Origin of the sequence: Pontiella sulfatireligans (assembly GCF_900890705.1) — a bacterium.
GTDB classification, from domain to species: Bacteria; Verrucomicrobiota; Kiritimatiellia; order Kiritimatiellales; family Pontiellaceae; genus Pontiella; species Pontiella sulfatireligans.
The window spans coordinates 141,834-155,154 of record NZ_CAAHFH010000004.1 but is presented as its reverse complement, the minus strand read 5'-3'; the positions used below and the strand labels follow the sequence as shown (position 1 = coordinate 155,154).

General features: G+C 51.7%; 10 protein-coding genes. All 10 read left to right on the top strand.

Going from position 1 to position 13,321, the window contains the following annotated elements; translation table 11 throughout:
* Positions 1-10: 10 nt before the first annotated feature.
* Positions 11-1,369 (top strand): sulfatase family protein, encoded by a 1,359-nt coding sequence (locus tag SCARR_RS27675; RefSeq protein ID WP_136065975.1) that lies wholly within the window; start codon positions 11-13, stop codon positions 1,367-1,369.
* A 197-nt stretch (positions 1,370-1,566) separates the two neighbouring features.
* Positions 1,567-2,961 carry a sulfatase gene (locus SCARR_RS27670; protein WP_222846498.1) on the top strand — a complete coding sequence of 465 codons (1,395 nt, stop codon included), beginning with the start codon at positions 1,567-1,569 and terminating at the stop codon, positions 2,959-2,961.
* Entirely contained in the window at positions 2,958-4,472 is a 1,515-nt protein-coding gene (locus SCARR_RS27665; RefSeq protein ID WP_136065973.1) for a sulfatase, read from the top strand. Before SCARR_RS27670 ends, SCARR_RS27665 begins: the two co-directional genes overlap by 4 nt.
* Positions 4,473-4,562: 90 nt before the next feature.
* Complete coding sequence (locus SCARR_RS27660) at positions 4,563-5,936, top strand: sulfatase family protein (protein ID WP_222846497.1); 1,374 nt, start codon at positions 4,563-4,565, stop codon at positions 5,934-5,936.
* Positions 5,937-6,062: 126 nt separating this feature from the next.
* The gene (locus tag SCARR_RS27655; protein ID WP_168433674.1) at positions 6,063-7,136 is read left to right on the top strand and encodes an alpha/beta hydrolase; all 1,074 of its coding nucleotides are present in this window, start codon (positions 6,063-6,065) and stop codon (positions 7,134-7,136) included.
* Between the two features lie 54 nt (positions 7,137-7,190).
* Complete coding sequence (locus SCARR_RS28475) at positions 7,191-7,349, top strand: hypothetical protein (protein ID WP_168433673.1); 159 nt, start codon at positions 7,191-7,193, stop codon at positions 7,347-7,349.
* 3 nt (positions 7,350-7,352) lie between these two features.
* Positions 7,353-8,825, top strand: a complete 1,473-nt coding sequence (locus tag SCARR_RS27650; RefSeq protein WP_136065970.1) for an alkaline phosphatase D family protein — start codon at positions 7,353-7,355, stop codon at positions 8,823-8,825.
* A gap of 14 nt (positions 8,826-8,839) precedes the next feature.
* Positions 8,840-10,267, top strand: coding sequence for an agarase (locus tag SCARR_RS27645; protein ID WP_136065968.1), 1,428 nt, complete (start codon positions 8,840-8,842; stop codon positions 10,265-10,267).
* An 18-nt stretch (positions 10,268-10,285) separates the two neighbouring features.
* Complete coding sequence (locus SCARR_RS27640) at positions 10,286-11,608, top strand: glycoside hydrolase family 71/99-like protein (protein ID WP_136065966.1); 1,323 nt, start codon at positions 10,286-10,288, stop codon at positions 11,606-11,608.
* Between the two features lie 10 nt (positions 11,609-11,618).
* Positions 11,619-13,145: a sulfatase gene (locus SCARR_RS27635; protein ID WP_136065964.1), complete on the top strand. Its 1,527-nt coding sequence runs from the start codon at positions 11,619-11,621 to the stop codon at positions 13,143-13,145.
* The last annotated feature ends 176 nt before the right edge of the window (positions 13,146-13,321 follow it).

Below are 13,321 nucleotides of genomic sequence, written 5' to 3'. Positions count from 1 at the left end.
GAGATCATCGATGAGTAGAATCGCTGTAGTAACATTGGTACTTCATTTCTATATGGCCATAACGGTGTCGACGTTTGCAAATCAAACCGGTCGTCCCAATGTTTTAGTCATTATGGTTGATGATTTGGGCTATGGCGACCTGGCGTCATTCGGTGCGAAAGATATGCGGACGCCGCACATCGATCGGCTGATGTCGGAAGGGATGCGGTTCAACGAATTCTATGCCAACTGCTGCGTCTGTTCGCCGACGCGGGCCGCACTGCTGAGTGGTCGGTATCCCGAAATGGTCGGGATACCGGGCGTGGTACGGACGCAGCCGGAAAGCAACTATGGCTATCTGACACCGGACAGTGTGATGCTGCCGGAGCTGTTTCAAAAGGCGGGATATCACACTACGCTGATCGGCAAGTGGCATCTGGGATTGGCCAAGCCAAACCGGCCGAACCAGCGTGGCTTTGATGAGTTCCTTGGATTCCTCGGCGACATGATGGACGACTACTGGACGCATCTGCGCCTTGGTAATAACTACATGCGCCGTAACGAGGAAGTCATTGATCCGGAAGGGCATGCCACCGACCTGTTTACGCAGTGGTCCATCCAATCATTGGAAAAGCGGGAGGCGGATGGCAAACCCTTCTTTCAATACCTGGCCTATAACGCGCCGCACTTTCCCATTCAACCTCCGGAAGATTGGCACGAGCGCGTAAAGGCGCGTGAAAAAAATGCTGATCCGGCTCGCGTAAAGAATATTGCTTTCGTGGAACATTTGGACGATGGAATCGGACAGGTTTTGTCAGCACTGGATAAGTTGGGCCTTTCAGAGAATACCATCGTGGTCTTTACCTCGGACAACGGCGGAAAAATGAAATACGGCGCGAGTAACGGGGCATTGCGTTCCGATAAAACACATGTCTATGAAGGCGGAATAAAAGTGCCGACCTGCGTGCGCTGGCCGGGTAAAATTCGCGCGGGACAGGAAACGTCGTTCACCGCATTGACCATGGATATTCTTCCAACCCTTGGAGATCTCTGCGGGGTACCCCTTGAAACCGAAATCGAAGGGCGTTCCTTTAAACCGGTTTTACTCGAGGGTAAACAAGCCGCTTTTACGGAACCCGTATTCCATATGTGGCTGCAGAACGGTACCAAGGAAGCGATGCGTGAGGGCGATTGGAAGCTGGTTCGCGACAATCCGGGAGATCCGTTCGAATTATACAACCTCAAGAATGATCCGTTTGAAAAAGTAGACCTAGCCAATGAGCAGCCCGAACGCCTTGAGCGCATGGTTCGTGTGCTCATGGTGCATATGGAAAAGGCACAGAAAATTCCATGGAAGCGACCGGAAGCTCAGGCAAACGTAAATCATTAGAGCCCCGGGCGAAGGCTGACATAAAAAGGTATTTTCCAAGCATTGGAACGACAGTAAGAGCATTACGAATATATCGCCATTTTTCCTGATACGATTTTCTAAAAAATTCGTCCGTTTTTATGGTGATAAAACGTTTATTGTTTAGCTGATGGCGAGGGCAGGTGCGATCTGTAACGTATGAATAAAGGGCGAGGATAATGAAAAGAATCTGTTTTTGTGTGGTTGTGCTCTTTTCGGTAATGACCGCGCGGCATGCGGTCGCCGCATCCGAGCGCATGAATGTGTTGCTGCTGATCGTGGATGATCTCAATAGCTGGATGCTGGGAGATACCAACCGGTATGCCGGTAAGGTGGTGGCTCCCAATATCAGAAAGCTGGCCGAGAGCGGTGTAATATTTAACCGCGCTTATACAGCCTGTCCTTATTGCTCTCCGTCCAGGACGGCTTTTTTATCGGGAATCAGCCCCATGAAGTCGGGGGTTTATGATAATGGCGTGGACATGGACAGGAGTTCCGCGCTCCAGCAGTCCACGCCGCTGCCGGAGCTGTTCCGGAAATCGGGCTACTATACGGCATCCTACGGAAAAGTTGCGCACGGCTTCGATCCGAAAGATTCATGGAATGACCGTATCGGGCACCGTCGCGATCCGGTTCCGCCCGGTGCGCCCTTCCTCTCTTTTACGCGGGGAGAGCAGGACTGGGGGCCCATACATCTTGCGGAAGAAGAGATGAACGACACCAAGTATGCGGATGCCGCGATCAAGCAACTGCAGAAGAAACATGATAAGCCGTTCCTGGTTGCCTGCGGTCTTTTTCATCCGCACATGCCGTGGTATGTGCCTCAGAAATACTTCGATCTGTTTCCGCTGAACGAAGTCACCGTTCCGGAACTAATGACCGATGATCTCGATGATGTGCCACCGCTCGGACGGGCAGTTACAAATGGCAAAAGTAAATTTGTTGAACAGGTGCTGGCGCATGGCCTGCACCGAGAGGCCGTCCAGGCCTACCTGGCATCGACGGCCTACTCGGATGCCCAGATGGGGTGTGTGCTGGATGCGCTGGATAAAAGTCCTTATCGGGACAACACTATCGTCGTGATGATGAGCGACAACGGGTTTCATCTGGGCGAAAAAAATCATTGGCAGAAAGCGACGCTCTGGGAGGAGGCGACCCATGTGCTGCTGATGTTCCGGATTCCGGGCATGACGCATGCCGGAGGTGTGAGCGAGCGGTTTGTCTCCTTGCAGGATCTATATCCGACGTTAGCAGAGCTGTGCGGCATCAAGCCGCCGGACGATGTTGATGGCAGCTCTCTCGTACCCCTGCTCAAAAATCCGGATGCAGAATGGAAGAGCACAGCCATCAGTGCGTTGTATGATCGATATGTCAGCATCCGTACGGAACGGTTCCGCTATACGCGTTATGCCGATGATCAGGAGGAATTCTATGACTGCTCGAAAGATCCCCGCGAATGGACCAATGTGATCAATAATCCGGAATATGCCGCTGAAATTAAGAAGCTGCGGGCCTCGGTTCCGACTCAATCGGATATGGCTCTGCCAATACCCTCCAAAAAGGATAAACAATGAAGAATCAAACCATAAAAAAATATGTCCCGACCGCACTTTTGTGTTCCTTGTATTTCGGGTTGATCCCGCTTTCGCAGGCTGCGGCGGAACGCCCGCCGAATATCGTGCTCATCCTTATCGATGATATGCCGTGGTATGGCACCGATGTACGGATGGATCCCGACCTGCCCGGCTCGGCCATGGCCTTTCGCAATATGCCCAACGTTCAAATGCTGGCCAAGCAGGGCATGACCTTTCAGAACGCCTATTCCGGGGCGGGCATGTGTGCGCCCTCGCGCTGCTGCCTCCAGACCGGAATGACGGCCGCGCGCCATCTCTACAGCGGCAACGGCGGGTTCGGGCCGATGACCGATGGAACCGTTGAATACAAGACGAAAAAGGCGGACGCAAAGCGTCCGGTACTTTGTCCCGAGCCGCAGGGTAATATCCGTTTTCCCTCCATCGGCGATGTGCTCAAAGCCGGAGGATATACCACGGCGCACATCGGGAAATGGCATCTCTACGGCGGTGGACCGGAAAAGCACGGCTATGATGTAAGCGATGGCGAGACCGACAACAAAACATTCCGGCCGGCCAAAGATCCAAAAACCGGAAAGAATGCCGACACCGACGCCGACCCCAAGTTTATGTTCAGTATCACCGAGCGCGGTATCGATTTCATGGAATCCGCCGTCAAAGCGCGCAAGCCTTTTTTCCTGCAGCTCTCGCACTACGCGACGCACGCCTTTTATCAGGCCCGCCCGGAGACGTTGGCGAAGGTTGAAAATGATCCGCTATTTAAACACCTCAAGCCGCGCGAAAAAAAAGATGCCGTGATCGGTGCCGCGATGTGCGCTGACCTCGACACCACCATTGGAATGGTGCTCAAAAAGATTGATCAGCTGGGCATTGCGAAAAATACCTATGTGGTTTTTGTTTCCGACAACGGCTACCATTCCTGGAACGAGGACATGGAAACCCTGCGCGGTGCGAAATGGTGGCTCTGGGAGGCCGGCATCCGCGTCCCGATGATCGTGCGCGGCCCTTCCATTCCTGCTGGATCTCGTTGCGATGTCAACGTCGTGAACTATGACTTCCTTCCCACCTTCGCGGATCTGGCGGGGGCGTCTACCCACGTGCCGAAGGAGGTGGATGGCACCAGCTTTAAGACGTTGTTGTTTGGCAAGCCGGTTCTAGCCAGCTATGAGAACCGCCCGCTGTTCTTCCATTATCCACACTACCGCGTTGCGCCGCCCTCTTCGGCGATCATCGCAGGAAACTGGAAGCTCCTGCATTTCTACGAATGGCCGGATCAGGAACTTCTTTTTAACCTGACCGATGATCTCGGCGAGCAAAGCAACCTTGCCGCGGTTCAGCCGGAAAGAAGCTCGCAGATGGTGAAACAGCTCATGAGCCAGATCAAGACAGTCGGGGGTTACTTTCCCAAGCCGAACCCGGACGCTGACCCCAATGCAAAAGTCTACGATCCCAATAAACTTGCGGATAAGGGCGATGCTGGCGATCCCGACTAAGCCGTAGCAGTTTTGATTAAACTTTGACGGGGCGGAGGCCTCACCGCTCAACAGCAATGGTGTGAATTATAAGTGGTGAAAGGAGTATGGATGAAAGTACGAATGAATGTGACGGGCATGATAGCCGTGTATTTCGTGATTGCAGCAGTCGTGTCCGCTGCGGAAACACGACCGAATATCGTTTTCTTTTTCTGCGATGATCTGGGTTATGCCGACCTTAGCTGCTATGGGCATCCGTATGCCAAGACGCCGGCGATTGATCAGCTTGCGAGCGAAGGCACCCGTTTCGAACAGCATTATGTCACGGGCGTGACGTGCAATCCCAGTCGTACCGGGCTGATGTCGGGTTTGTATCCGGCACGCTTTCCCAAATACTGCGCGGACTTTGGTCTGAGCGGCCGTACGGCCATTACGGATCTGCTGAAAAAGCGGGGATACAAAACCGGACACTTCGGCAAATGGCACATGGGGCCGGATTCAATGGCGGAGAATGGAACGTATGGACTCGACGTCGTTGAAACGATCGGCAAGAGCAAAGATAAATCCGCCGGTCGCGATGATGACGTAACCACAGCGGCCATCGACTTCATCAAGGCTAATACCGGCAGTCAGCCGTTCTATGTCAACATCTGGGGCCACAGTACCCATTTTCCGGTGACCGTTCCACCGGAGCTGGCGGCGGAGTTCATGGAAATCAAGGTGAAGCGTTCGGACTTTGCTCCAACGATGCAGCATAAGTTTGATGAGTGCATTCAGATCGGTGGCGATCTTGATGATTCCATGCGTCAGTATTTGGGCGATGTGTATTCGATCGACCGGAATATGGATCGATTGCTGAAGACGATTGATGAACTCGGAATCCGAGATAACACGATCGTTGTTTTTTCCAGCGACCACGGCCCGGCTCCGGTTATTCTGGGAAAAAAGGGCCATCGGGAATTTTCCAACAACATGCTGGGATATGCGGGTCAATTACGTGGCGGGAAACATGAAGAACTGGAAGGAGGAACTCGGGTTCCATTCATAATTCGCTGGCCCGGGCATGTTCCGGCAGGACGGGTTGATTCACAAAACGTTACTTCGTTCATCGACTGGATGCCGACGCTGGCTTCTATTGCCGGTATCAACGAACTTCCGGAACAGATCGATGGCGAAGATATTTCCGACATCTGGTTTGGCCAAAGCCGCGAACGTGAAAATCCATTGTATTGGAAGACGAGTTCGAACGGATCCGCGCCGGTCATGCGCGAGGGGAATTGGAAGCTGCACCAGAATAGAAAGAAAGAGGGTGGCGTTCAGCTGTACGATCTTTCAAAAGACCCGTCTGAAAGCAACAATGTCGCTGATCAACATCCAGACGTGGTGAAGGACCTCAAAGCTAAACTCGATGCCTGGACGGCTGAACTACCCAAATCCTATGAGAAGATTCCGGACGATAAAAAGAAGAAAAATAAAAGCCATTAACTATTAAAGGTCAGTTTATTAAGGGTGATGTGAATGTTAAAAAATCGAAATTTAAAATTGAGTTGTGCTGCAGGGATGGCGCTTTGTCTGCTGAGCAGCGCGTGGTCAAGTCAGGAGACGGAGGATGTGGCACTAACCGTTGACGGTATAGATATACCCATTGTGGTGCTTACGCCGGAACAGGGGAAAGGACCATTTCCGGTAGTGTATCATGTGCATGGTGGCGGCTGGAATGGCGGGACCAAGATGGAAGTTCCGGGCGCCGGGTTGCCTCCGGAATCCAAAGTATTATGTGATGAGCTCGGCATCGTGTATGTGGGACTGGCGTATCGCGGTAAAGCGCAGGGAACGTTTCAGGATGCAATGGACGATTTGCGGGCTTCGATTAAATGGTTCGAGTCGAATAAAAAACGATTTAATGCGGACACTTCCCGCGTTGGATTTAGCGGCGGTTCCGCCGGAACGCCCTTGTCTGCGTTACTGGCGCAGGAGATGTCCTCCTGTAAAACGTATGTCGGCCTTTTCGGGGTCTATAATTTGTTGAGCAATGAGGAATCACTCTTTCCGGATGAAGAGGCGTGCGCCGAATATGATCTTGTTTCTGAACAACAAAAACGTGCGGCCTCTGCCTTCTATCATATCAGGAAAAATCCGCCTGCCACGCTGCTGTTTCATGGCGCGCTGGATATTCTGGTCCACCCGACTCAAAGCGAACGGTTTGCCGAAAAACTGAAGGCCGCGGGGGCGGAGGTTTCCTGTACCATCTATCCGAATGCAAATCATGGGTATTTAAATCCGCGCAACCCGGAAGAATATAAAGATTCGGTACTGAAGATTGCGGATCTGTATACCCAACACCTAACACGGTATTCGTTAGATGTTGACGGACTGAGCGCGCAGCTTGACGAAATGCTTGAACGGTATTTCCCATTGGAAAAAGTAAATCTCGCTGAGGTGGTAGGGCGCTGGAAAGCTAAAAAGGAAACGCTGGAGTTTTCTGCAGATGGAACCGGCACATCCACCAATCAGAAGGGAGAGAGTCGTCCCCTAACGTATACGGTGAATGCCGATAGGATTGATGTCAGCATTGGTCAGAATAAAATGGTCTATTACATGCAGAACGATCGCCGCGCGATTTACAGCATCTATCCGGAAGGGCGGTTTGCTGGGCGGAAGGAACACTATACGCGGCAAAAATAGCGCTCGAAACAAACCGGTTAGCGGAGTAATGGAATGAAGGCAGAGGCGGTCGCTATGATCGAATCAGTGGGGAAGGTAAAGGAAAGAGTCGTACAGGCCTCGCGCAGTGCATTCTGGTATGAACTGGAGGCGTATAAACCCTATTTTGAAACCTTTTTCCAACGGCCGGAATATGCGGGATATGAAAAGAAAGCCTTGAAGGCAGGGAAGTAAATTATGAAAAAGACAACAGGTCTGTTTTTAATACTGCTCATGACTGTGGCATGTACGCTCGCTGAAACAGGTGCCGGACCATTTCTGGCCACGGGCATCAAAATCGGGGAGGTGGATCAGCACTCCGCTATCATCTGGGTACGGCTCACTGAAAACAGTCAGCGGGTCGGTAATGAGGCACCGGTGCCTGAGATGGTTTATCTTGATGAAAAGACCGGGAAATATGCGCCTAAAAAAGGAAGCAGTCGGCCTAACAAAAAACCGAAAGTCATTTATCCCGAGGGTTCGGATATAAACCATATTGAAGGGGCAACCCCGGGGGCTGCCGGACGGGTTAGACTGAAATACAGAAAGTTCGGCGCAACAGAATGGCATCAGGTGAATTGGACGGCGGTTGAGCCCGGGAAAGACTACACGCATCAGTTCAGGATCAAGGGCCTCGGCCCGGGAGCGGTCTATGAGCTCGACGTTCAAGCGGCGGCTTTGAAGGGGGATGCGGTTACGGCGTCCTTGACGGGGACCTTCAAAACCGCCCCCAACAAAGAGACTGAGGCAGCTGTCAATTTTATTGTCACCACCGGCACATCCTATAACGACAAGGATACGGGTGACGGATACCGGTTCTATGGCACGGCCCTTAGGCTGGATCCCGAGTTTTTCGTGCATACCGGCGATATTCTCTATTATGACCATTATGCAAAAACAAAGGAGCTGGCGCTCTGGGGTTGGGCTCGAATGTACAGCCTTCCCAGCCATATCGCGTTTCAACGCCAGATCGCTTCCTTCTTTATCAAGGACGATCATGATACCTGGATGAATGACTGTTATCCCGGGCAGAAAACCAAATTCATGGGCGAGTTTACCTACGAGCAGGGAACGGAAATTTTTCTTAATGAAGTACCCATGGGGGACAAGACCTACCGCACGGTACGTTGGGGCAAAGACCTTCAGATCTGGATGGTGGAAGGCCGCGATTATCGGAGCCCGAACCCCATGAAGGACGGGCCGGATAAAACCATCTGGGGTGCGGCACAGATGGAATGGTTTAAATCTACGGTTGAAGCGTCTGATGCCACGTTCAAAGTGTTGATCAGCCCCACGCCGGTGGTCGGTCCGGATCGGGAAAAGAAAAAGGATAATCATGCCAACGACGGCTTTGCTTACGAAGGCGGAGTTATCCGGAAATTTATCCAGACTCAGGAAAATATGGTGGTGGTGTGCGGCGACCGTCATTGGCAGTACGTCTCCAAGGACCCGGAAACCGGTGTAATGGAGTTCAGTAGCGGACCGGGGTCGGATGCGCATGCCGGTGGATGGAAGCAAGGAGAAGTTTATCCGGAACATCTCTATTTGAATGTTTGTGGCGGTTTTCTCGAGGGCGAGGTGAACCGTAAGGACGGAGTGCCGATGCTGACGTTTAGGCATTATGCGCCCGAGGGTAAACTGCTGAATGAATACGTGTTCAGCGCTGAATAGATTAGGAGAACATTTTGGTAATTCAAAGAATCAGAACCGGCGCCTGCCTGATTATTCTGGCCGCGTGCGTGCATACAGCGTTGGGGGAAGAGAAGAGCATTCCAAAGACTGGAACCCCACTCATGATCGAAGCCAAGAAAAAGCCCCATCAAAAGTGGATTCCAAAGGAAACATACACGATTGAACAGCTGGTCGGCTATAAACAGAAAGCCGATCCTGCAACCAGTCGCTACGGCGGCATGGCTGGCACGAAGTTTCCAATCACTGGATTTTTCTATACGAAAAAAGTGAACAACCGCTGGTGGCTGGTGGATCCGGAAGGACACCTTTTCATCCATAAGGCCATCTGCTGTGTCAAACCCGGCGGGAGTAAAAATTATCAGCAAAATCTAAAAACAAAATATGGTTCCGAAAAGGCTTGGGCCGATTCGACGATGTCGTGGTTTAAGGAGCTCGGCTTTAACGGCACGGCCGCCTGGTCGGATGACGAGTTGCTGAAGACCGCTGAGAGTCGACCGGTTTATACCCGCATGTGGAACTTTATGGCGGCGTATGCCAAGCAACGGGGCACCGCTGAAATGGGCTCGGGCAATCATAAATATGCAGGCAATGTTATTCCGGTGTTTGATCCTGAATTTGAAACCTTTGCCGATGAGTATGCAAAGCAGCTGGCGGATAGCAAAGATGATCCCTATTTGCTCGGCCATTTTTCAGATAATGAAATGCCCTTAAGGACGAATGCGCTCGATCTGTTCCTCCAGTTGGATAAACGCGACCCCGGTTTTCAGGCGGCGCAGGCTTGGCTGAAAGAACACGATGTCAAACCGGATGAAATTACGGGCGAGGATCGCGATGCGTTTTACGGGGTCTATGTGGAACGCTATTTTTCCATCGTTTCCAGCGCAATCAAGAAACACGATCCCAATCATCTCTATCTCGGGATTCGACTGATCGGTGTGAGCGGGAATGAAGCGGCGATGCGGACCTACGGAAAGTATGCCGATGTCTTGAGCATGAATTGGTATGGCGCATGGATACTTGAAAAGGAACGGATGGATAATTGGGCCAAGTGGACGGATAAGCCTTTCATCATTTCGGAATGGTATGCCAAGGGCCACGACGTGCCCGGCCTGACGAACGAATCGGGTGCAGGCTGGTTGGTGAAGACCCAGAAGGAGCGGGGTTATTATTATCAGAACATGGTGCTGAATCTCCTGTCCCGGAAAAACAACGTCGGTTGGCACTGGTTCAAGTATCTCGATAACGATCCGGCCGATCTGACAACCGATCCATCCAACCGGAATTCAAATAAAGGCATTGTTAATGTGAAGTACGAGCCCTATGAGGAACTGACATCTGCCATGCAGGAAATAAACAGACAGGCCTACCGGCTGATTGAGTTCTTTGATGAAACATCCTATGCGGATGCATTCGGCGAATAAATTTATAAGGGAACACAGATGAAGCGTGTAAACAATGCCTTACGGGTACATCAAATCCATGCCGGAGCACTAATGTTTGCGGGCTGCTGGGCTTTAGTGCAGGCGGGGTTTGCCGCCGATGCCGATATACTGAAACCTTACGATGGACCTTCGGTGAAGGGCGTTGATGCGTCGACACTGACCGGAAAGGTTATGACGGGGTATCAGGGGTGGTTTAATTGTGAGGGCGACGGCGCCGGACTCAGTTGGACCCACTGGGCGAAAAAATCGAAAAACCCGGTCGGCCCCGGCAATGTCAGTGTCGATCTTTGGCCGGATACCTCCGAGTATGATGACGATGAACTCTATGACACCGGATTCATCTACGCAGATGGAACGCCCGCCCGGGTGTTCAGTTCCTACAATCGGAAAACCGTGATTCGCCATTTCAAATGGATGGCCGATTACGGAATCGACGGAGCCTTCGTACAACGTTTTGCGAATGGTCTGCGTAATCCGGAGTGGCGGCATCATAAGAATAAGGTTCTTTCGAATGCGCGTGAAGGCGCGAATCGCTATGGTCGCTCCTATGCCGTTATGTACGATCTTACCAATCTTCCGGACAGCAATATCATGAGTACCTTCGAGGACTGGAAGATGCTGTGTGATAGAATGAAGATCACGGAAGATCCGGCCTATCAGCATCACAACGGCAAGCCGCTGGTTTCGATCTGGGGGGTTGGATTTAATGAAAATATCAAGGAACGCAACAGCCTTGCCGCGTGCCGAAAACTTATCCAGGCATTTAAGGATGCAGGCTGCGGCATTATGTTGGGCGTTCCGACCGGGTGGCGCGAACAGGACCGGGATGCGCTTGATGATCCGGATCTTCACGACATGCTGCGTATGGCGGATGTTCTGAGCCCCTGGAGCGTTGGGCGTTTTAAAACGCTTGAGCAGGTCGAGGATCATACAAAGAGACATTGGGCTCCTGATATGAAGTGGGCTGAGAAGAATTCGATGGATTTTATGCCGGTAATTTATCCCGGCTTCAGTTGGCAGAACAACAAAGGCGAGGGGTTCAATCGGGTTCCCCGGCTTCGAGGGAAATTTATGTGGGCGCAGGTGGTGGCCTGTAAAAAAGCAGGCGCTGAAATGCTTTATGTTGCGATGTTCGATGAGGTCGATGAGGGCACGGCCATTTTTAAATGCACCGACACTCCGCCCATCGGTGACGGCGTCCAGTTCCTAACCATGGAAGGGCTGCCCAGCGATTTTTACCTGCGTCTTGCGGGAGAGGCAGGCAAACTGCTACGTGATGAAATTCCGCTAACCACCAACGTTCCTGTAATAATAAAATAAGGGTCTTATAATGAAGCGGTTTCCGAAAAATTTATTAACTGTCCTGCTCGTTGTAGGATCGCTTGATGTCGCTTGGTCTGTTCCTGTGCGCGCGGCAAATAAGGGACAAAACCCGAATGTGGTCATGTTTTCGATGGATGATCTGAACTGTTGGATTAATCCGATGGGATATTCGCAGGCCAAAACGCCAAACCTCGATCGCTTAGCCAAAGCGGGTGTGACGTTTATGGATGCCCATGCGCCGGGAGTTTTTTGCGCGCCCTCACGAACGGCCATCTGGACCGGGCTGCAGGCCTTCACGACCGGATGCTATCAGAACGAGGTTTTCCGCTATGACTACCCGGACATGGTGACCCTGCAAACGGCTTTCAAACAGGGCGGATACAACACCTATGGCGCCGGGAAATTGTATCACCATCGCGGGGGCTATGTGGACCTTCGGGATTGGGATGAATATTTTTCACGAAGTCAGGAGATGCGGGATACGGGCTGGGAAATGAACGGGTACCACATGAACGATGTTCCGCTACCGGATCCGTATCCCTACAGTCCGTATTTTGAGAAATACGGGAATAAGAAAAATTCGTCCGCCGGTCATATGGAGTGGGGCCCCATTGCCAATGATCAGGAAGACAAAATGGTCGACACGATGCGCACCGACTGGATGTGCGAGGTCCTGAAACGCAAGCATGACAAACCGTTCTTCGCCGCCCTTGGGCTTTACACCCCGCATTATCCGAACTATGCACCTCAAAAATATTTTGAACTCTATGACCGTGATAAAATTAAAGTCCCGGACTATAAAGAGGATGATTTGGACGACCTGCCTCTGAAGATTAAAAAGCAGTACACCAACCGCTCAAAACAGCATAAAAATCTCGTGGAGATGGGATTGCTGAAGGATGCCATTCATGCCTATCTGGCTTCTGTTTCGTATGCCGATGCCCTGCTGGGCCGGGTGCTGGATACGCTGGACTCCTCGCCTTATAAAAACAACACGATCATCGTATTCTGGAGTGATCAGGGCTTTCATCATGGCGAAAAAGGAAACTGGGGCAAACATACGCTTTGGGATGTGACGACCCACGTGCCCTTCATCTGGGCCGGGCCGGGCATTCCCAATGGAAAACAGGTGGAAACCACCGTCAGCCTGCTCGACATGTATCCGACTTTTGTTGAGCTTTGTGACCTCCCCGGCAAGTCGGAGCTGGAAGGAGTATCTCTCTCTCCGGTCCTGAAAGATCCATCCAGCGCCAAAGACCGCAATATATATATTCCCCACATGGAACAGGGAAGTTATGCCGTTGTGAACCGCGACTGGCGCTATATCCAGTACGCCGACGGCACCGAAGAACTCTATAGTCGCAAAAAAGATCCAAACGAGTGGGACAACCTGGCCGATGACATCGAATATCGCCCGGTCATAAAGAAGCTGCAGAAAGAGGCCCCGGCGACATTTGCCGCGGAAGCGACCGCCCGGAATGACCTGAATCTTGTTGTTGAGGGGGATACATTCCATTGGGAACCCAAACGCTGAGGGGTATAGCTGGCTGAACATGCACCGGATCTTCCATGGTTTGGAAAACAGCCGGAGCAGATGGATGAATGAGTAATGTTTAAGCGTATCTGTATGCGTAAAAGACACTCAGCGTTGAAAGTTTGAAACCCTGCGTTGAGCCTTTGGAGGCGAATTTTGTTTCACTATGTAGATTG

What these genes read in the sequence shown, in the direction of transcription:
- SCARR_RS27675 (WP_136065975.1), top strand. Translation starts at nt 11, where the DNA reads ATGAGTAGAATCGCTGTAGTAACATTGGTACTTCATTTCTATATGGCC.
- SCARR_RS27670 (WP_222846498.1), top strand. Translation starts at nt 1,567, where the DNA reads ATGAAAAGAATCTGTTTTTGTGTGGTTGTGCTCTTTTCGGTAATGACC.
- SCARR_RS27665 (WP_136065973.1), top strand. Translation starts at nt 2,958, where the DNA reads ATGAAGAATCAAACCATAAAAAAATATGTCCCGACCGCACTTTTGTGT.
- SCARR_RS27660 (WP_222846497.1), top strand. Translation starts at nt 4,563, where the DNA reads ATGAAAGTACGAATGAATGTGACGGGCATGATAGCCGTGTATTTCGTG.
- SCARR_RS28475 (WP_168433673.1), top strand. Translation starts at nt 7,191, where the DNA reads ATGATCGAATCAGTGGGGAAGGTAAAGGAAAGAGTCGTACAGGCCTCG.
- SCARR_RS27650 (WP_136065970.1), top strand. Translation starts at nt 7,353, where the DNA reads ATGAAAAAGACAACAGGTCTGTTTTTAATACTGCTCATGACTGTGGCA.
- SCARR_RS27640 (WP_136065966.1), top strand. Translation starts at nt 10,286, where the DNA reads ATGAAGCGTGTAAACAATGCCTTACGGGTACATCAAATCCATGCCGGA.
- SCARR_RS27635 (WP_136065964.1), top strand. Translation starts at nt 11,619, where the DNA reads ATGAAGCGGTTTCCGAAAAATTTATTAACTGTCCTGCTCGTTGTAGGA.